Origin of the sequence: Desulfofundulus luciae, from assembly GCF_030813795.1 — a bacterium.
GTDB classification, from domain to species: domain Bacteria; phylum Bacillota; class Desulfotomaculia; order Desulfotomaculales; family Desulfovirgulaceae; genus Desulfofundulus; species Desulfofundulus luciae.
Genome location: NZ_JAUSUX010000019.1, coordinates 1 through 20,009, shown reverse-complemented (window position 1 = coordinate 20,009; position 20,009 = coordinate 1). Strand labels below are relative to the sequence as shown.

Annotated in this window: 17 protein-coding genes; 2 read left to right on the top strand and 15 right to left on the bottom strand. The window is 56.5% G+C overall.

Going from position 1 to position 20,009, the window contains the following annotated elements; genetic code table 11:
* Positions 1 to 71 precede the first annotated feature (71 nt).
* The 12 genes from ccsB to J2Z49_RS10805 all read right to left on the bottom strand — a co-directional run bounded on the left by ccsB (position 72) and on the right by J2Z49_RS10805 (position 14,343).
* Positions 72 to 887, bottom strand: coding sequence for a c-type cytochrome biogenesis protein CcsB (ccsB, locus tag J2Z49_RS10860; protein WP_307402983.1), 816 nt, complete (start codon positions 885 to 887; stop codon positions 72 to 74).
* Positions 877 to 2,205, bottom strand: coding sequence for a cytochrome c biogenesis protein ResB (locus tag J2Z49_RS10855; protein WP_307402982.1), 1,329 nt, complete (start codon positions 2,203 to 2,205; stop codon positions 877 to 879). The genes ccsB and J2Z49_RS10855 overlap by 11 nt, the downstream gene beginning before the upstream one ends.
* Positions 2,206 to 2,644: 439 nt before the next feature.
* Positions 2,645 to 3,355, bottom strand: coding sequence for a response regulator transcription factor (locus J2Z49_RS10850; protein WP_307402981.1), 711 nt, complete (start codon positions 3,353 to 3,355; stop codon positions 2,645 to 2,647).
* Between the two features lie 132 nt (positions 3,356 to 3,487).
* Positions 3,488 to 5,131 (bottom strand): ATP-binding protein, encoded by a 1,644-nt coding sequence (locus tag J2Z49_RS10845; protein ID WP_307402980.1) that lies wholly within the window; start codon positions 5,129 to 5,131, stop codon positions 3,488 to 3,490.
* A 16-nt stretch (positions 5,132 to 5,147) separates the two neighbouring features.
* Positions 5,148 to 5,714 carry a CBS domain-containing protein gene (locus tag J2Z49_RS10840; protein ID WP_307402979.1) on the bottom strand — a complete coding sequence of 189 codons (567 nt, stop codon included), beginning with the start codon at positions 5,712 to 5,714 and terminating at the stop codon, positions 5,148 to 5,150.
* A gap of 36 nt (positions 5,715 to 5,750) precedes the next feature.
* Complete coding sequence (locus J2Z49_RS10835; protein ID WP_307402978.1) at positions 5,751 to 6,326, bottom strand: HPP family protein; 576 nt, start codon at positions 6,324 to 6,326, stop codon at positions 5,751 to 5,753.
* 197 nt (positions 6,327 to 6,523) lie between these two features.
* On the bottom strand, positions 6,524 to 8,449 hold the full coding sequence (locus J2Z49_RS10830) for a heavy metal translocating P-type ATPase (protein ID WP_307402977.1): 1,926 nt from the start codon (positions 8,447 to 8,449) through the stop codon (positions 6,524 to 6,526).
* A gap of 2 nt (positions 8,450 to 8,451) precedes the next feature.
* Positions 8,452 to 8,667, bottom strand: coding sequence for a heavy-metal-associated domain-containing protein (locus J2Z49_RS10825; protein ID WP_072866856.1), 216 nt, complete (start codon positions 8,665 to 8,667; stop codon positions 8,452 to 8,454).
* Between the two features lie 50 nt (positions 8,668 to 8,717).
* Positions 8,718 to 8,969 carry a thioredoxin family protein gene (locus J2Z49_RS10820; protein WP_307402976.1) on the bottom strand — a complete coding sequence of 84 codons (252 nt, stop codon included), beginning with the start codon at positions 8,967 to 8,969 and terminating at the stop codon, positions 8,718 to 8,720.
* Between the two features lie 141 nt (positions 8,970 to 9,110).
* Positions 9,111 to 12,242, bottom strand: a complete 3,132-nt coding sequence (locus J2Z49_RS10815; protein ID WP_307402975.1) for an efflux RND transporter permease subunit — start codon at positions 12,240 to 12,242, stop codon at positions 9,111 to 9,113.
* The gene (locus tag J2Z49_RS10810; RefSeq protein ID WP_307402974.1) at positions 12,239 to 13,462 is read right to left on the bottom strand and encodes an efflux RND transporter periplasmic adaptor subunit; all 1,224 of its coding nucleotides are present in this window, start codon (positions 13,460 to 13,462) and stop codon (positions 12,239 to 12,241) included. The genes J2Z49_RS10815 and J2Z49_RS10810 overlap by 4 nt, the downstream gene beginning before the upstream one ends.
* 287 nt (positions 13,463 to 13,749) lie before the next feature.
* Positions 13,750 to 14,343, bottom strand: a complete 594-nt coding sequence (locus J2Z49_RS10805; protein WP_307402973.1) for a TetR/AcrR family transcriptional regulator — start codon at positions 14,341 to 14,343, stop codon at positions 13,750 to 13,752.
* Positions 14,344 to 14,688: 345 nt separating this feature from the next.
* On the opposite strand from J2Z49_RS10805, the gene J2Z49_RS10800 reads away from it, so the two are divergent.
* Both J2Z49_RS10800 and J2Z49_RS10795 read left to right on the top strand, forming a co-directional pair.
* On the top strand, positions 14,689 to 15,780 hold the full coding sequence (locus J2Z49_RS10800) for a DUF2225 domain-containing protein (protein ID WP_307402972.1): 1,092 nt from the start codon (positions 14,689 to 14,691) through the stop codon (positions 15,778 to 15,780).
* 80 nt (positions 15,781 to 15,860) lie between these two features.
* On the top strand, positions 15,861 to 17,954 hold the full coding sequence (locus tag J2Z49_RS10795) for a cell division FtsA domain-containing protein (RefSeq protein ID WP_307402971.1): 2,094 nt from the start codon (positions 15,861 to 15,863) through the stop codon (positions 17,952 to 17,954).
* On the opposite strand, the gene J2Z49_RS10790 is transcribed toward J2Z49_RS10795, so the two are convergent.
* The 3 genes from J2Z49_RS10790 to J2Z49_RS10780 are packed head-to-tail and all read right to left on the bottom strand — an operon-like array spanning position 17,922 to position 19,899.
* Positions 17,922 to 18,791: a methyl-accepting chemotaxis protein gene (locus tag J2Z49_RS10790; RefSeq protein ID WP_307402970.1), complete on the bottom strand. Its 870-nt coding sequence runs from the start codon at positions 18,789 to 18,791 to the stop codon at positions 17,922 to 17,924. The genes J2Z49_RS10795 and J2Z49_RS10790 overlap by 33 nt on opposite strands.
* An 11-nt stretch (positions 18,792 to 18,802) precedes the next feature.
* Positions 18,803 to 19,132: a hypothetical protein gene (locus tag J2Z49_RS10785; RefSeq protein WP_307402969.1), complete on the bottom strand. Its 330-nt coding sequence runs from the start codon at positions 19,130 to 19,132 to the stop codon at positions 18,803 to 18,805.
* An 11-nt stretch (positions 19,133 to 19,143) separates the two neighbouring features.
* The gene (locus tag J2Z49_RS10780) at positions 19,144 to 19,899 is read right to left on the bottom strand and encodes a globin-coupled sensor protein (protein ID WP_072866957.1); all 756 of its coding nucleotides are present in this window, start codon (positions 19,897 to 19,899) and stop codon (positions 19,144 to 19,146) included.
* Positions 19,900 to 20,009: the final 110 nt, after the last annotated feature.

The window sequence follows — 20,009 nt, the reverse complement described above, 5'->3', positions numbered from 1 at the left end:
GGACGGCAGCCGGCCGGGAATGTTTCTAAAATATTTGCACAATGGCCCTTCCATGATATCCCGGACGGTCCTCAGGCGTAGCTGTGCTGGCCGGCCATTAAAAAGGTAACGCCCACAAAAGTAAACATGACCACGATAAAACCGGCCACTGCCAGGTAGGCCGCTGGCCGGCCCCGCCAGCCCAGCATAAACCGGGCGTGGACGTAGGCAGCGTACACCAGCCAGGTGATCAAAGACCAGGTTTCCTTGGGATCCCAGCTCCAGTAGGCCCCCCAGGCATACTGGGCCCAGATGGCCCCGGTGACAATCAACAAAGTTTGAAAGGGCAGGCCGATGACTACCGCCTGGTAAACCAGCCGGTCCAGAACCTCCCGGTCCGGCAGGCGCCGGCGCAGGCGGGCAAACAGGGGGGAATCCCCGCTGGCGATCAGGTAAAGCACCGCACCGGCAAAGGAAAGGGCAAAGGCGCTGTAGGCCACAATGGCCGTTAATACATGATAGGTCAGCCATTGGCTGCGCAACGCCGGCATCAGGGCGCCGGTCTCCCGGGGCAGCATGGATATCAGAGCAACTACCAGAAAGCCCATGAGGGTCGTAAATACTCCCAGTCCCTTAATCTTTACCTTCAGCTGCAGCAACAAGTAACCCAGCATGATCCCCCAGGCAAAGCATAACCCGTACTCGTAAAGGTTGGCCAGGGGCAGCCTGCCGGTAACGGCAATCCGGGCACCCAGGGCGGCGCTATTGCCCAGCAAACCCAGCCAGGCTACCGCTGCGGCCCAGCGGCCGGCAGCCGGCTTGTCCGCCATAAAATCGGCCAGGTAAAGAATAACCGCCCCCAGATAGGCACCAAAGGCAATTTTAAAGGCAAGCGGTTCAAGCCACATCCTGTTCACCCCCTTTCCACCGGGCCAGGCTGGATTCTATTTCACGGACCATTCCATCAAACTCCTCCCGGGCCAGGGCGCGGGTATGCATGGAAGCTACGCCACCCAGAACCAGGCTCAGCCCACCGCCCGCCGTCTCTTCCATACGCAGCCAGTACCGCCTGTGCCGCACAAACATGGTCAGGAAGAAAAAGATACTCATCAGGGTTAAACCGGCGAACACCAGGGGGATGCTGGGATCGTGCTTTACCTGCAGCACCGAAAAGGGTTTGGTTCCGGCCAGGCTTAAGATCCCGGCACTTTCGGGCAGGGTAATGCTTTCGCCCGTGGAGAGGGTACCCGCAGCTATTTCCTGGTGCCCCTTGTAAAGGGCATAGTCCACCGTACCGTTTTCATTCCAGGAGCCAAACCATATGCCGTACTGATCCAGGCCGGGCAGCCGGTAAAACCGGTTGGGGAAAAGGACCGCCGCCTGGGGCTTTCCCTGTGCTCCACCGGCAAGCTCCACCTTTAAGGCCTGGCCGTAGGAATACTGGTATAAATGATAGCCGCGATAATTAAAGGGGTGGTTGACCATGACATCCTCCGTTTGCACTTCCCGGCCATTGGCAATGATGGTCACCCTGCTCACCCAGTTATCAATGGCCCCGCTGGCATCGTAAAGGGTGGTAAAGTCATCCAGCCTGATGGTAAAGCGGTCCACTCCGGTAGACTGGTGGGAACCCGTGACCACTTCCGCCTGCTCGCCCACGGGAAGGACCACCCGGGTTTCCGACCGGGCCACTCCCCCCCAGGCAAAGCCGGCCACCACTAACACCAGGGAGATGTGCAGCCCGAAGCTGAACCAGGGGCCCGCTTTTCCCCGGCTGGCATAGAGCCAGGTGGTGGACCCATCGCGGTATTTGCGCACGGAATAATGGCGCCGGCGAAAAAAATCAACCAGGCGGTCTTCTGCCAGAAGCCCGCCGGTTTCCAGGCTGGCCTGGTAAACCAGGGGCATTTGTTCAATGTTGTCCTTTTTGATCTGTTCCGGGGACGGGAAAGTGGTTGCTTTTAACGTACATAACCGGCTAATTGAACAGGCAATGAGATTCAGGCATAATAGACCGAAAAGGAGGCGGAACAGGAAGGAACGGTATATGTTATCCAGGCCCAGCACCTGCACCAGCCACGCCGTCTCCCCGTATCCCTGACCGGTACCGGGGGCGAACAAGGAAGCAAAGGCCAGGGCTGCGGAAAGGATACAAAGCAGAATCAAGCCGAAACGCATGGAAGAAAACAAACGCCAGGTACGATTGATAAAGTTTCGCTCTACCACGGACATTCATCCTTTTACAAATAATAGTAGTTTTGGTTTTAAGAAAAGCACATTTTCCGCCAAAACAGGAATAATTCAAAACCTTTTTATGGTAATCCGGTAAAAGGCAAGTGCTTGTGACTACTTTAACATTAAATTAACATAAACCTGTTAATATATCAGAAACGATTTATTAACAAATTCTTAAGGTAAACTTAAAAGCTATTAATAACTCTGGGGCGTATATCCAGTGTACCCGCCCGGCACTCACCGGTATAAGGTAATTAAGGTGATTTCGAAGTGAATTGTATTAATCCGTGTATATTTTCCTTTAGCAACATCCGAACATCTGTGGGTTCTGGGCTCATTACGCAGCGATGGTGCTGAATAGCACCATCGCTGGGAAAGCGGCTTCACTGAATATTCACTGATGGCGGGTGAGGGAAATGAAATTCAGGCATTACTCGGCAACAAATTTGTAACCCACACCCCAGATGGTTTTCAGATAGCGGGGCTTGCGGGGATCGGCCTCGATTTTTTCCCGCAGCCGGCGCATGAATACGGTTACCGTACTCAAATCGCTTAACACGTCATCGCCCCAGACGTGTGCAAAGATTTGCTCCCTGGTAAATACCCGGCCGGGGTGGCGGGCCAGAAACCACAGGAGGTCAAATTCCTTTGGCGTGAGCTCCACCTCCCTCCCCTCCACCCACACCCGGCGCTGAAAGGCATCTATTTGCAGGCCTGCCGCTTCCACCCGGTCCGAACGGTCCGTCCGGCCCTGCCGGCTGCGGCGCAGCAGCGCCTTGACCCGCAAAGCCAGCTCCACCGGGCTGAAAGGTTTGGTTAAATAGTCATCGGCACCGCAATTAAACCCCACACTTTTATCCACAATGTCCCCTTTGGCGGAAAGGATGAGAATGGGCACGTCGCTCACCTCCCGCCAGCGCCGGCAGAGCTCAAACCCGTCAATCTCAGGCAGCATGACATCCAGAATGACCAGATCCGGCCGCCGGCGGGCAAAGAGCTCCCGGGCCGCCAGCCCGTCGGCGGCATAGTCCACCGTAAAACCCTCCCGTTCCAGGGTCTGCTCCACCACCCGCTTGATGCTGATCTCGTCATCTACCAGCAGAATCCGGGCCAAAATTCTCCCCCCTGCATTAACGTACATGCCTTAAGTGCAATGCCAACCAAAAAACCACCCATATTGCATAATCATGTCAGGGTATAAGCGTTCTAACGAGCTCCCTCAGGCATAGCCCTTGCACCATGCAACTGAGAGGGCAACCGGCTCCCACGGCGCTCAAGCTACGGGCAGGTGAATCACAAAGGTACTGCCTTCCCCCGGTTTACTGGTTACACTGATATATCCCCCGTGCAGTTCCACCAGTTCCCTGGCCAGGGACAATCCCAGGCCGGACCCCCCGTATTTATGCGCCCGGGAATTGCCGGCCTGGTAGAATCGTTCAAAGACCCGGTCCAGCTCTTCCGGTTCGATGCCCATACCATTGTCGGCCACCCGGATGAACACCTCTTTCCGCCCGGGGTCGAATCCGGCCCGCATCTCCACCCGCCCGCCGGGAGGGGTGAACTTCACCGCATTGTGGGCCAGGTTTAAAATGGCCCGGCGAATCTTTTCCCCGTCCACCTCCATCAGGGGCACATCCGGCTCCACCTCCCAGTACCAGCCGAGACCATTGGCTTCAATCAAGGGGCTCAAGGTTTTATCAATGGATTCGAAAATATCAGCCAGATCCACCAGTTCCCGGTGCAGCTGGAAACGGCCGGCCTCAATTCTGGCCAGATCCAGCAAGTCCTCAATCAAAGCCAGCAGACGCCGGGCGCTGGCTTTGATTTCCTGTAAATTCTGCCTTTGTAACCTGTTTTCCTCCCTTATTTCCTGCAGCAGCAATTCGCTGAAGGCAATGATGGAAGTAAGGGGTGTGCGCATCTCATGGCTCATCCCGGCCAAAAAGCGAGACTTCATCTCACTGGCCCGGGCCAGCTCCCGGTTGGCATTCTCCAATTCCTGCCGCTGCCGTTCCAGGAGTTCATTGGCCGCCTGCAGCTGGGCCGTACGCTCCTGCACCTTTTGCTCCAGGCCGGTATACAGGTCGTGTAACTGCCGGGCCATCCGGCGGAACTGGGCGGCCAGCTGGCCGATCTCCGCACTGCTATCCAACCTGGGAAAAGACAGATCCAGTTCCCCTTCCCCCAGGCGCACGGCGGCCAGGCGCAACTGGTTCAACGGCCCGGTGACCAAACGCTGTATTAAAAAGTAAACCACGCCAAGGATGACCAGCAAAAGAATAAAAAAGAAGCCCAGGTGGCGCAGCAGGTTGTGCCGCAGGGCGGCAAGCAAATTGTTCACCGGCACTATCAGGCTGATGGCCCCTCCCAGATCGCCGACCCGGTAACCTTCCCTGGGGTAACCGGAAATATCCGGCCGTCCCGCCGGTTCCCCGTGGCACTGCAGGCAGTATTCCTCCACCCGCAAAGGGACCATATACCGGAAAACCTTTTGTCCGTTCTGCTCATCAAAACCGTAAAACTCGGTCAAGGAAGGGTTTTGGGCCAGGGCTTGCAGTCCCTTTATTTCAAAGGCATCGGGAGCATTCCCGGGATTGCGGGGATTGAGGCGGGTCTGTTTAATGTGGTAACCGGTGGATTGGTTGAATATCTCCCCCACACCCCGGCCCACCGCCGCCGGGTTGAGGCCTTTAAATTCAAAATGGCCCCGGGAATCGTAATTGATCCGGTCCTGATTACGGGCGATAAACTCCCTGGTGGCCAGAAGCTGGCCGGTAATCACCCGGGACTTTTCCTTTAACTCCTGCAGGATCTGATTTTTCTGCTCATAATAATCCAGCCCAAGGTTTATGCCGGTAATCAAAAGCAGGATTGCGGTAATCCGGATCATAAACTTCCGGCTCAAACTACCCCGCATAATCATCCCACCCGCATCATTTCAGGAAATGCAGGATGTCCTTGCGGGCAACGATGCCCACCACCCTGTTGTCCCCATCCACCACGGGAATTCTCCCGTAACCATGTTTTATAATCAATTGAATGGCTTTTTGAATGGGATCACCGGGATGAACGGTGGTCACCTTTTTAACCATAATTTCCCCAATGGTATGACCGGATTTTGGTAATTTCTTGCGCATAAGCAGGTCCAGAAGGAAGCCGCCGGCGGGAACTGCGGAAAACTGAAAGATAAGATCCGATTCTGTGACGATCCCCACCAGTCTGCCCCCCTGGTCAACCACGGGAAGGCAGTGAATATTCTTTTCCAGCAGGATGCGGGCTGCTTCTTCAATGGTGGTATCGGGCGTACAGGTAATCACCGGTACAGTCATTATTTCCCCGATCCACTGTTTGCCTTCAAAGGTACTTTGACGTTTTTCCGCCTGGTCCAGGGTCAAATCGACGATAGTCAGCAAATCCTCCGGAGTTATATCCATCACCTTCCCCGCTTGCTGCAGGGCGGCTTCCACATCCTCCAGAATAACAGCCGGCCTGTTGCTCATTTCTGCAACCCCTTCCATTTATACCTGGTTCACTAATTAAAGCCAGTATCTCGGGTATTTTCTTTCCGGCAGCAGGTTGTTGGTGATCAGCCCCACCAGTACCAGTATGGCGGCGCCCAGGGCCACGGGCGTGAGTATGTACATGGGGGAAGCCTTGGCCAGCACTGCTCCCAGGGCGGTGGCGCCGCCCGGCGGGTGGGCGGTTCTGGTAATGAGCATCAGCAGTACCGCCAGGGAGGCGGCCAGCGCCGCGGACCACCAGGTCAGGCCGAAAAGGGCGTAAACCGTTACGCCGCATATGGCCGAAATAATATGCCCGCCAATGACATTCCGGGGCTGGGCCAGGGGAGCATCGGGCAAACCATAAATCAACAGGGCAGACGCGCCAAAGGAGGGCACAATCATGGGCATGTTGTAAACCAGGGTCAGGACGGCCACCACCCCGATACCTGAAAAGGTCCCAAACCAGGAAACGAGAAGTTCCTTCCACGAAGGGGCGGATAAGGGAGCCGTACGTCTGCTGCCGAGCATTTTGCGCAAATAAATGGCTATGTACGGCTGCCCAACATCCTGCTTCTCAATACCGGGAGGGGAGTCCGGACTTATGCTCACTAAAATCAACTCCTCAAGCTAAATTAATTCTAAATTACTTTCTATCTCCTTATAAAAGAAAGATATCCCATGCACCACGGCCATCTGCTCTCCATCATCTTACCCATCAGTTCGCGGCTTTTAAAAGAACCACCCGGTCGTGGGTAACACGGTTGACGGACAGCTCCACAAAATAAATACGACTTCTACATGAACTCTCATCCATTCCGGTAACGCATAAGTCGCATGGCGTTCAGGATGACCAGGAGTACGCTGGCTTCGTGGATAAGCATGCCGGAAGCCAGCACCACCTTTTTGCCCATAACACCCAGCAGCAAAACTGCCACCACCAGAATGGCAAAGGTGACATTTTGCTGGATATTTTTCAAGGTCTGACGGCTGAGGCCGATGGCGTAGGGGAGCTTATCCAGGCGGTCGGACATGAGGACGATGTCCGCCGTTTCCATGGCCACGTCGGTCCCTGCCGCCCCCATGGCAATACCCACATCGGCAGCCGCCAGGGCCGGGGCATCATTGATCCCGTCCCCCACCATGGCCACCACCAGGCCTTCTTGCTTCAAACGACGGATGGCCTCCACTTTCCCTTCCGGCAAAACCTCCGCCTGATATTCGTCCATTCCCAGTTCCCGGGCCACGGCCCGGGCCACCCGCTGGTTGTCACCGGTGAGCATGACCACCTTGCGTACTCCGGCAGCCTTCAACCGGGAAACCAGATTTTTCGCTTCGTCCCGGATCCCGTCGGCGATGCTCACCGCTCCCCAAATTTCCTCCCCTATGGCCACCAGGACGGCTGTCCGTCCGGCAGACTCTTCGCCTGCCAGGTAATTTTCCACATCCACCGGAACGGGGATGCTGGCTTCCTGCATCAACCGGCGGTTACCCACCCGGATAATCTCCCCGTCCACCGTACCGGTTACCCCGCAACCGGGGTAAACCTGAAAATCTTCTGCCAGGGGAATCGTCCCCAGGGACTCCGCCCTTTCCACCAGGGGTTTGGCCAGGGGATGCCCAGACAGTTTTTCCACGGCAGCAGCTTTTAGCAACATTTCCTTTTCCGACCCGCGCCACACCCGCACCTTTCTTACCTGCGGCCGGCCCCGGGTGAGAGTGCCGGTTTTATCCAGAACCACTGCCCGGATCCGCCCGGCCTTTTCCAGGTGCTCCCCACCCTTGATCAGAACCCCGTGGCGGGCGGCATTTCCCGTGGCGGCTACAATGGAAACGGGAGTGGCAATTACCAGCGCCCCGGGACAGGCAATTACCAGCAGGGTCAGGGCCAGCAGGGCATCCCGGGTCACCAGGTAGGTCAGGGCGGAAACCGCCATAATACCGGGAGTGTAGTAACGGGCGAAGTTTTCCAGCCAGCGCTGGATCCTGGCCTTTTCCTCCTGGGCCTCTTCCACCAGTTGCATGATCCGGGCAAAGGTGGTTTCTTCACCGGTCCGTTCTGCCTCCACCTCCAGGTAGCCGCTTTCACTCACGGTACCGCTGAACACGTGGTCCCCGGGCTCCTTCTGCACCGGCAGGGACTCCCCGGTGATGGCCGCCTGGTTGACCGCCGCCCGCCCCCGGACCACCATGCCGTCCACCGGAATTTTATCCCCGGCACGGATGAGGACCAGCTCGCCGGGTTCCACCTCTTCCGCCGGCACCTCCACTTCGGTTCCCTCCCGGCGCACCCGGGCCACCCGGGGTGCCAGCTCCATCAGTTTCCTCAAAGCGGCACGGGTTTTGTCCATGGTCCGGGCTTCCAGATAATTTCCCAGGGAAAACAGAAAAGTGACCACGGCCGCCTCCCAGTATTCGCCGATAATGGTGGCGCCCAGGGCGGCCAGGGTAACCAGGGCATTGATGCCCACCACCCGGAAGCGCAAAGCCTGCCAGGCTGACGCAGCAACCCGGTAGCCGGCCAGGAGAGTGGCCAGCACCATCAACCTGTTGGCCGCCGCCGGCCAGCCCAGGCGGCCGGCCAGGTAACCCAGCAGGATGAGCAGTCCAGAACCCAAGGTGATTATAAGCTTGTCATAAGCCACCCACAGCGCCCTCAAGCGTTCCAGGCGGAACAAGCCACCAACCGGGGCAACGGGAACGGCACTTTCTCTTTGTGACGGGAAGCTGAACATAACTAACCCCTCCCGGTAATCCGGTACCCGGTTTTAGCAATGACCTTTTCGATTTCCTCAGGAGTTACCACCGCCGGATCATATTCCACCTTCACCTTTCCCGTGGCATAGGTCACCACGGCCTTTTTAACTCCCTTTTGTCTTTCCAGTATTATTCCGGTGTTCCGGGCGCATTCGGGACAGGCCAGCCCTTCAAGGCGAAAAACTATGGTTTGCATAACAGCTCTAACCCCCTTTCCGCCTACTGGTTACCCGGTTACCCGTTTTATTAAGACTTAGCTGATCTTTCCTTCACCCAGTTCATGAGCTCGTGGCGGGCCGGCACCCGTCCGCTGGCCTTCAACTCCCCGTCTATCATCAAACCGGGTAGCCGGTAAACCTCGTACTGCAGCCGCTCCCCGGGATCGGTGACCTTATTGACCGCCGCGGCCACCCCCATCTCGGCCAGGACATCGAAGACCGTTTGTTCCAGCTGACGGCATACCGGACACCCATCCGCACCAAAAAGTTTGATCTCCATATTTACCCGCTCCTTTCGTGGTTTTCCCTTACCCTAGCATATTTCTGCCACCAAAACATTGATCCAGATCATAGTTCTGGAATGATTTATTTCACGACAAGTAACGTGGCCAGCCGGGACGGTTCTTGCTTGTCCACGGGCTTAATTCGCACCGGTTTCCATATTTTTAACCCCTGCCGGTTTAAATTGAGCTCTGTCCACCAGATCATCAAACAGCGAGTACACCACCGGTATGACCACCATGGTCAGCAAAGTGGCCACCAGCATTCCCCCGATAACGGTTATAGCCAGGGGAGAAAACCTTTCCGAACCCAGCGCCCATTCCAGGGCCAGGGGAAGCATCCCCACCACGCAGGACAGGGCGGTCATCATGATGGGCCGGAAGCGCACCCGCACCGCCTCCACGATGGCTTCATCCCTGGTCGTGCCCGCCTCCCGGGCGCGGATGATGAACTCCACCAGCACAATGCTGTTGCGCACCACCGTACCCATAAGCAGAATCAGTCCCAGTATTGCCGGCAAAGAAACGCTCTTGCCGCTCAGCAGCAGGGCCAGGGCTACCCCGAAGAGCACTAAAGGAATGCTCATCATAATGGTTACCGGGTGAATGAAGGACCTGAACTGGGCCACCAGCAGCAAATACACCGTCACCACGGCCAGAAGCAGGGCACGCTTTAAATCCCCGGCGGACTCCTGCAGGTCCGCCTTTTCACCGGTCACTTCCAGCCTGTAGCCCTCGGGAAGTTTCACCTCCCGGAGTGCCTTTTCCACATCGGCAATCACGTGGCTGAAGGGCCGCCCCTCAGTATAACCCAGAATATCAATGGAGGGCAGGAGATTTTCCCGGGTAACCACGCTGGCCGCCGGGTTGATCTCCACATGTACCAGCTCCCGCAGCGGCACCTGCACGCCCAGGGGAGAGGTGACGGTGACGGACAGCATGCTTTCCAGGGAACCCCGGTCCTCGGGCCGGTAGCGTACCACGATATCGGTATCCTTGCGGCTTTCCACCTGCAGGGAGGACGCCCTCAGTCCCTCCAGGGCAGCATAAACCTGCCGGGCTATTTTTTCCGGGGTAAGGCCCAGGGCCGCCGCCCGGGTTTCGTCCACCACCATGTTTACCTCCGGCGTGTTTAACGACCAGCTCCGGTAGAGGTTGACCGCACCGGGTACGGTTTTTAACTGCGCAAGCACCTCACCGGCCAGGTAATCCAGCACCCGCACATCATCCCCGGTGATGCGTACGTCTATGGGCGCGGCGGTGCTGCTTTTAGCCGTACCGCCGACTTCCTTCACCACAAAGGTTTCAATGTCGTGAATGCGGGCCATTTCCCGGCGCAGCCGTTCTTCGATTTGCCAGATGGTTTCCTTCCTTTCCTTCCGGGAGGTAAGGGTTACGGTGATTTCCGCCTGGGTTACCCCCAGGGCGCCGGTACCGCCCATGTAATGCGACCCCGGTTCATAACCGATGCGGGTGCTGTAGGCAATTACCGCCGGCTCCCTGTCCAGCAATTCCTCCACCCGCGCCACCACCCCGATCGTCTTCTCCAGGGAACTGGCGGGGGAGGTTTGCAAACTGATCAAAAGCGACCCGGCGTCCATCCTGGGCAGCACTTCCATACCGATCAGGCCCAGGAGTTTGATACTCAGCAAAATTAGCCCCAGGGACAGGAGCAGGGTCATCTTTCGCCTTTTCAAGGCCCTGACGACCAGCAGGGCGTAGGAGTCTTTCAGGCGGTTCATGGCTTTCGTAAAAGGAGCAATTGCCGCGTTTAACGCCCTTTCAGCCGCCGCCCAGCGCCTGCCGCCCAGCATAACTGTGAGCAGGGGGATAATGGTCAGGGAAACAAGCAGGGAACAGCTGATGGCGTAAATGAGCGTTTTGGCCAGGGGGCTGAACATCTGACCCACGAACCCGCCTACAAACAAAAGGGGAATCAGCACCGCCACAATGGTGGCCGTACCGGCCACCGCGGGCAGCATGATCTCGCTTGCACCGTCAATGGCCGCGGTGCGGATGTCCTTCCCGAGCTCATGGTGGTGGCGCATGATATTTTCCACCACAATAATGGAGTCATCCACCACAATGCCTACGCTCAAAATGAGGGCGGAAAGGGTGATAATGTTCAGCGACAGGCCGGAGGCCTTCATAAGGACAATGGCTCCCAGCAGGGACAGGGGCATGGAAAAGGCAACGATGACCGATTCATTCAAGCTGATGAGGAATAGCAAAATAATGGCCGTGGTGAAGATGAGGGCATCCCTGACGCTGGCGGTCATGTTCTCCACTACCTGCAGGGTGAAAATGGAATCATCATCAGCTACGGCAAACTTTATTTCGGGAAATTGCCTTTCCAGTTCAGCCAGCTTTTCTTTTACCCTCTCAACCACTTCAACCGTGTTGGCCTCACGCTTTTTGATGATCTGAACGGCCAGGGAATTCTTGCCGTTAAAGTTATAGCTGCTGCGTTGTTCCTGGCTGGAATCTTCAATCCGGGCCACGTCTTTCAAGTATATGTTGTGGCCGCCGCGGTTTTCGAGGAGGATGTTGGCCAGCTCCCCGGGATGCAGGCGCTCCTGCGTGACCCTGATTATGTATTCCTGCTCCCGCCGGGTAACCCGCCCGGCGGGCAGGCTGATATTTCCCCCTCCGATGGCCGCCGCCACCCGGTCGAGGGAAATATTAAGAGCCTCCAGACGGTGCCGGTCCACGTAAACATTAACCTGCCGCCGGTGGCCGCCCAGCACGTCCACGGCCCCCACCCCGTCCACCAGCTGCACTGCGTTTTTAATTTCGTTATCAGCCAGCGTACGCAAGGCGACCGGATCCAGGCTATCGCTGCTTAAGGCCAGGGTAAGCACCGGCTTATCCTGGGAGCTGAACTTGAGCACCTGCGGTTCCTGAATGCCTGCGGGCAGGCTTCCCTTTATCCGGCTGATGGCATTTTGCACGTCCACCGCCGCCTGGTCCAGGTCTTTTTCGTAGTTGAACTCCACCCTGACCACGGAAAGCCCATCCTGGGAAGACGAGGAGATCTTCTTAACTCCCTCGATAGTAGCCAGTTCTTCCTCCAGCGGTTTGCTCACTTCCCTGGCCACATCCGAGGCGGCAACCCCGGGGTATACCGTGATCACGTTCACCATGGGAGGAGACGTATCGGGAAACAGCTCCAGTTTAATTACGTTTTTGGCGTAGAGGCCGAAAAACACTATGGCCAGGACCAGGGCAAACACCGTATATTTGTGCTTGATGGCAAAGGCGGGCCAGTTCATGACTTTCTCCTTTCCTGGTACACAAGTACTTCTTTCCCGTCATAAAGCCTGGTCAAGTCGGACACCACCACCGGCTCGCCGGGCTTAAGGTCTCCTTTTATTTCATAGTGCGTTTCGTTCTTTAACCCCGGAGTTACCGGCACCTGTACCGCCCTGCCGTTTCTGACGGCGAACACCCAGGCCCTGCCCTGTTCCGTTTTCACCGCCCGGCGGGGGACCAGCAGGACCCGCTCGCTTTGGCCGACTACAAAGGAAACCTCCACGCTCATCCCCGGCCTGACTCCGGGAGAAGAAACCGGCACCTCCACGATGGTGCTGCGGGTGAGGGGGTCTTCTGCCGGGTAAATCCGGGAAACCTGCGAGGCGGTTTCCCGCCCCCCGGGATAGCGCAGCGTTGCTTTTTGCCCTACTTTTAAAAAGGGCAGGTCTGCCTCGGCCACCTTAACCCGCGCAACCATTTTTCCAGTATCGTCCAGGGTAAGAATTGGTTTACCCGGCACGGCCAGATCACCGGGATAGTTATGTACGGCTGTAACCACACCGTTAAAAGGCGCCTTGATGGTTGCATCCTGATAGGCTGACCTGGCCAGTGCCAGCCCGGCTTCGGCCTGGGCAAGCTGGGCCCTGGCCGCCCTGACCTGGGCGGGAGCGGTGCGTTCCGCCGATTCCTTCGCCTGCTGGTAGGGGAGTTCGTACTGGTTTTCAAAAACGGACGGGGCTATAGCTCCGGCGGCCAGCAACTCCTGCCCGCGTTTGTAATTGGCCGCGGCCTTTTCCAGGTTGGTCCGGCTGACGGAAAGGGCGCCCTCGGCCTGTTCCAGAACCGCTCTGGCCTGGTCCACTGCCGCTGCCGCCTGGTTTAAGCGCTCTTTTAATTCTTCATCGTTTAAAACTACCAGAACCTGGCCCCTGGTCACCCGGTCTCCTTCTTTAACCGTAAGCGTTCGAATTTCCGCCATTACTTTGGAAGCCAGGGACGCCTGGTGGGCGGATTCAATGGTCCCCGTATAGCTCAGGCTCTCCGTGATGGTACCGGCGGTAACCGGCACCGTCTCCACCGGCACGCCCGCCGCCTGTGCCGGTGGCGGCAGCTGGCGCAGGGCCATAATCTTTGTGCCTACCACCAGGCCAAGGGCTACCAGGATAATAACCAGCAGAACCGCTTTGACCTGTCTTTTAACGGTAGAAAAGATCTTTAGAAAGTTCAGCGGAAGATTCACGGCTTAAGCCCCCTTAACATCAAGAGTATCCAGTGTTAACCTGCCAGTAAAAGCCTTCCTCAGCGAAAGCCTTTAAGACTGCTGGAAACCCTGCTGCCCGGTGCCAGAAAAGCGACCCTTTATGGCTACCGGCATATTTAACCGGCGACAGGCCGGCCGGAAAGCATGATGGACGGTTCTTGCGTGCCCACGGACTTAACAGGTACAGGCAATTACCCGTCATTATCCTGGAGCAATGCCCTTACAGCCGAAAGCAAGCAAGTATTCACTCACTAAATAACATAAAATTAATTTTGCAGTATTGTGGATAAAAAACGTAAAATCCGCCCGTGTGTTTCAGTAAGGGATGATTGACACCCCCTTAAAGACCAGCGCAACAGGCTTACCTGCACCAGGCCCAGGTAGGCAGCAACGACCATGGGTACATCCAGGCCGGGCCTGAACTGTCCCTTCTCCATACCCTCCCGGATAATGGTCCCTATAAGCTCCATGTATTCGCCAATGGTCTCAGACATCAGCTGACGCAGCTTTTCGTCGTGCAGATGCACCTGCTCGGAAAAAATAATTTTGGGAATCCCGCTGTTTTGTTCAAACAGCTCCAGGTGAAAAAGCAAAATATCACCGAGCTTTTCCAGGGGTTCACCTCCCCCGGCAACCCTGGCCCGGCTCCAGCCCAGGAGGGTGTCCCGTATATAACGTACGGTGGCCAGCAGTATTTCATTTTTACTTGCAAAGTGGCGAAAAATGGTTCCCTCGGCAATGCCCACTTCCCGGGCAATTTCGGCAGTGGTCAACCCGGAAATGCCCCTTTCGGCAACAATCTTCAATGTGGCCCGGACGATTTGCTGCTGCCTGATCTGCGTATCGTATCGCTGCACCATGTAAAATTTGCCTCCTGAACAATTATACTCCATTATATTAAGTGATTACTCACTTGTAAACTAACATACCCGGTATAGTTTGTCAAGGCTGCCACCTTTTCCTTAAAAATTGCTGCCTGCCCGCCATTATACCCCGCCCTTTGCCCGCCGGCAGTGAGCAATATCACAATTTCACTATGCCCGCAGGCAAAAACAGCCGCAACAAATAACTCATACCCCAAGGCAGGATCCTTTTCTGAACAGGTAGAATAACTAAACATGACAGCCTTATGGCAAACCTTTACATCAACACCCTAACCGTGGTATTTTCGCGTTTATGATGAATTTGGAAAGGAATGTTTACTGGTGCCAGATTACACCGGATCGAAAATAATTCAATCCCTGGCGCCGGGTGAGTTTCTTTTTCGCCGGGGCGAACATAAAAGGGAAATGTATATAGTATTACAGGGCAAGATCGAGCTCAGCAAAGTTACCGGCGGTCAGAGGGAAGTGCAGGCCCTTGTGGGACCGGGGGAATTTATCGGCCAGAGCTCCCTGCTGGAAGGTTTATCGCGGCAAAGCGACGCCCGGGCGGTGGAAGATTCCCTGGTGCTGGTGATTAATGAGGAAAACCTGGAACAGGTAATCAAGATGCACCCGCAGCTGGCCGCAAAAATCATGCGGGCGTCAAGGGATAAACCACCCGCTCAAAAAGAAACTCTCCGTACAGGTTCAGGGCACCCCTTTCTTTACCAGTCAGAGGTTAAATGCCCGGTGTGCAGCACCATTTTTACGGTGCATAAAGTGTTTGAACATAAATTATCCGTCACCGGCCAGGATAGCGATTTCCGCCAGCGTTACCGCGATTTTGAACCGCTTTTGTACAGCGTCTGGGTTTGCCCGGCCTGCTTTTACGCCAACCAGCGCACCGATTTTCCAAATCTCTCCGCCAGGCAAAAAAAGCTGCTTCAGGACGGAAAGGCAGAAAGGCAAAGGGCTTTTCCCGAAATGATGGCCGCCCCGGGAACACCGGAATTTGCCCTGCAGGCACACCGGCTGGCCCTGTTCAACTCAGAACAGATGGCCGCGGAACCGGACAAAATAGCCCGCCTGTGGTTGCACCTGGCCTGGCTGTATGAGGACGGAGAACAGAAAGAAGCTGCGTTAGACGCCCGGGCCCGGGCATTGGAATACTTCCGGCAGGCTTACTTTAACAGTTCCCGGAAACTGTCCACCAAACAGGAACAGCAACTGGCCTACCTCATTGGCGAACTGCACTTCAGACTGGGTCAATATGCCGGAGCACTGGATTTCTTTCGCCGGTCGGTGGTTGTGCGTGGGGGCAGCGCCGCCCTGAACGAGCAGGCCCGGGACAGGATTGCCTTAACCAGGAAACTGGCTAAATCAACCAGCCAACCTGCCGCCGGTTCATCCGGCGCAGAGGAAACAGGTCGCTAACGGAAATATAACCAGCGAAGTTGTCCCATATAAAACATCCATGGTACTATAACGGGAGAAAATACCCTACCCCCACTCCAATGAACGGGAAGGTATGCGGCATGGCTTTAAAAGCATCTCCTGAAAATACCATCTTTGCCCTGGATATCGGCACCCGCACGGTAATCGGACTGGTAGCCGTCCCCGAGGACGGCCGGTTAAGGCTGGCGGCGCAGCGGCTGGTGGAACACCGCCGGAGAACCATGCTGGACGGGCAGATCCACGACATCCCGGGGGTGGCCGAAGCGGTACGGGCGGTAAAAAAAGAACTGGAAGGGGAACTGGGCTTCCCCCTGCGACATGTGGCCATTGCCGCCGCGGGACGCTCCCTGATTACCAGGTCCTGCCACATCGAGCGGGAAACCGGCGGCCGGGAAATTGACTGGCCTGAAGTGAACGCCCTGGAACTGGCAGCCATCCAGCAGGCCCACCGGGAACTGGCAGCCGAACCGCCGCCCAGCGGGCAGGATTTCACGTGCGTAGGTTACAGCATCGTTTCTTATTACCTGGACGGCTACCCCATTTCCAGCCTGGTGGGCCACCGGGGCAAAACCATTGGAGCCGATGTGCTGGCCACCTTTTTGCCCGGCTCGGTGGTCAACAGCCTCTACGCCGTGCTCCAGCGGGTGGAACTGGAGCCTTTAAGCCTCACCCTGGAGCCCATTGCCGCCATCGAAGCGGCCATTCCCGAAAACTACCGCCTCTTAAACCTGGCCCTGGTGGATATCGGCGCCGGCACCTCCGATATTGCCATCACCAGGGACGGATCCATCACCGCCTACGGCATGGTCCCCGTGGCTGGAGACGAAATTACCGAAGAAATTGTCCAGACCTGCCTGGTTGATTTTGACACCGCCGAGCGCATGAAAAGGGAGCTGGTCCGGGGTGAGGACATACGTTACACGGACATCGTGGGCATGGAAAATACCATCTCCTGCCAGGACCTGCTGGCCCGCATCGACCCGACTCTGGAAAGATTGGCCCGGGAAATCAGCACCCAAATCCTGGCCCAGAACGGGGGCCGGCCGCCCCGTTCGGTATTTTGCGTAGGAGGCGGCGGGCAGGTTCCCGGCCTGACGGAAAAGATTGCCCGGCATCTGGAGCTGGACAAAAACCGGGTGGTCCTGCGGGACCGGCGCAGCCTGGAACAGGTACTCATGGTGGAGGGCGACGATGAAATTCCCGGTCCGGAAGGGATAACAGTAGCGGGCATTGCCCTCGTTGCTTTACGCAAACTGGGCCATGATTTTATCCACATCATGGTGAACGGGGTGGAACACCGGCTCTTCAATGCACGGGAATTTACCGTGGGGAATGTGCTGGCTATAACCGGCTTTAACCCCCGCCTGCTGATCGGGCAAAACGGGAAAAACCTGGCCTTTACCTTAAACGGCAAGCGCCAGGTGATTTACGGAGGGCTCTCCCAACCGGCCAGGATCCTGGTGAATGACCGGGAAGCCAACATGCAAACCAGGGTGGCCCACGGGGACCGGATTGTGGTCCACCCGGCCGTTAACGGCAAAGACGCCCGGGCCACAATAGCAGATCTTTTGCCACCCCCGGGCACCATTACCGTGTACGCTAACGGCAGGCCGGTAGAAACAGCGGCCCTTTGTTTAATCAACGGACAGGCCGCCGAACCGGCCCGGGAAATCACCCCGGAATGTGAGGTGGAAATATGTTCCGTGAAACCCCTTTTTGAGTGGCTGGCAGAGCACCTGGCCGCCTCTCCGGTAGAATTGGACGCGTGGGAGGTGCTGGTGAACGGTCGGGCTGTCCCCCCTACCTACCGCCTCCATGATGGAGACAGGGTAGACTACCGGCCAGTGGGCAGGGAAAACCCTACCCAGGAAATATTGCCCCGCCACCCGGAAATAACCGGGGGTAATTTTAGTTCCGAGCTCACTCAAAGCATCACCGTAACGGTAAACGGATCTACCGTCAACCTGACGGGACGTTCCAGTTACATCTTCATCGATGTCTTCAATTACATTGACCTGGATCCCGGCGGGCTTAAGCCGCCCATCCGCCTGACCCTCAACGGTAAAGAAGCATCCTTTACCGATGAGTTGCATAACGGGGATATCATTGAAATCGGCGTTTCAAACCTTAAACCGGGCAGCCATAGCCTCTAACCTTTCGGCCATGCTGGAAAGGGTGGCAATGCTGCTGGCGGTTTCCTGCAGCAGGGCGCTTTGTTCCTCGGTGGAGGCGGCGATATTTTGTACCGCCTCCGACACCTGCCGGGAAGCCGTCGCTACATCGGCCACCTGGGAATCCACTTCCTGCACCGCACTTAAAATTTCCTTAAAGGCGGTGCCGGCCTCCTCAACCACCGCCAGGCCCCGGTCCGCCTCCCGGGCCGATCCTTCCATCAGGGCAGTAACCTCGCTGATCTCTTCCCGGATGGCGGACACCAGGTTGCCTATTTCCTCGGCTGAAGAGGCCGATCTCTCTGCCAGCTTGCGCACCTCTTCGGCCACCACGGCAAAGCCCCGGCCGTGTTCCCCGGCCCGGGCGGCTTCAATGGCCGCATTCAACGCCAGCAGGTTGGTCTGGTCGGCAATGCTGCTGATAATGCCCAGTATTTCCCCGATCTGCTCGGACATCCGGGCAAAACGCTCCACCCGTTCCACCGCCTGGCGTGTGGTATCATGCATGGTACGGATCTGGCGGCTAACCTCATCCATCTTCCGGCCGCCGTCTTCGGCCAGGGAAGCGGCCCGGCCGGCCGTTCGGGCCACCGTTTCCGCCCGCCCGGCCACTTCCTCCACGCTGGCGGAAATCTGAACCGCCGCGCTGGCCGTTTCCGTGGCCCCCTGGGAGATCTGATCCGTGGCGCTGGAAAGCTGCTCGGCCAGCTCCGATGCCTTCCTGGCCTCTTCCGCAACTTCGCCGATCAGGTGGGCCAAGTTTCGGCGCATTTGTTCAAACGAACCGATTAGTTGTCCAATTGCGTCTTTTTCCACCATGTCACCCCGCCTTATAATTCCCGGCTGCAAAAAAGGTCGCCCCCGTCTTTCAAATCACCGCTGGCCACCCGTTCAGCCATCCCGGCCAGGTTTTTTAAAGGAATGGCCAGCACAAAACGAGCCAGCAGGTAGTTGATCTCTCCGACGAGCAGCCCCGCCAGTACACAGGCTCCAAAAAACGACGGCCGGAAGACCATTCCGGAGGGTAATCCCAGGGCTACCACAAAGAAAGGGAAAACCACCCCGATAAGCAATCCCATCACTATCATGGAAAGAAACAACACCCGGAACAAACTGCCCCTGGCGGCCAGGCGGCACAACACCTCATTTTGCAATCCCATGGCAAGCCCCCCTATAGATTATCATCGTTGATCTTCTGCATCTTCATAATAGCTTCACTGTTCTTCTGGATCATCCCGGCAATTTCTTTGGCGGAATTTGCCGACTGCTGGGCCAGCTTGCGCACCGCCTGGGCCACCACGGTGAAGGTGCGGCCGTGCTCCCCGGCCCGCGCGGCCTCAATGGCCGCATTCAAAGCCAGGAGGTTGGTTTCATCGGCTATATGGGAAATGACTCCCGCCACCTTGCCCACGTCCTGCTGCATTTGCATCAATTGTTCCAGTTGCTGGATGATATAGTTTTCGATTGCCAACTGCATGTCCAGGTTGATCCTCCTGGCAAAAGCATTGAAAGCGCGCTGGACGGCGGCCATATCATCTCCATGATGTTCAATTAAAATGCGCTGGATCTCCTGGCAGTACATCTGATAGGCCCCCAAATACCAGCGGGGGGAAAGGCCGATGTCAAGGTGCTTGCGCCCGATATACAGGCGTTGCTTGAAATACTGCTCGTCCAAAACCGGTGAAGTCAGGCTGATAAAATACTGCTTCTGGGTTTCCTTAAGCCTGTTTACATTGCTGTGCCTCTCGATAATTTTTTTGAGCTGGGGAAACTGCAAAATGTGCCCGTAAAAATAATCCACCACGCGGTCGGCTTCTTTCACAAACAAATCCCGGTACCGGGCCATAATCTCCAGGTCTTCCGGTGAAATGGCCAGGTATTGGACCTGAGTCTGGCGTGATTTTTCATGATCGACCATTACCTTCATAGTCTCTTCCTCGCTTTTAGCATGAAAATCGCGTAGAAAAAATAAATAACCATCTGCCCCATTATATGGTAATTAATGGGTACAACAGAAATATGGGGCACAAAAAGGTT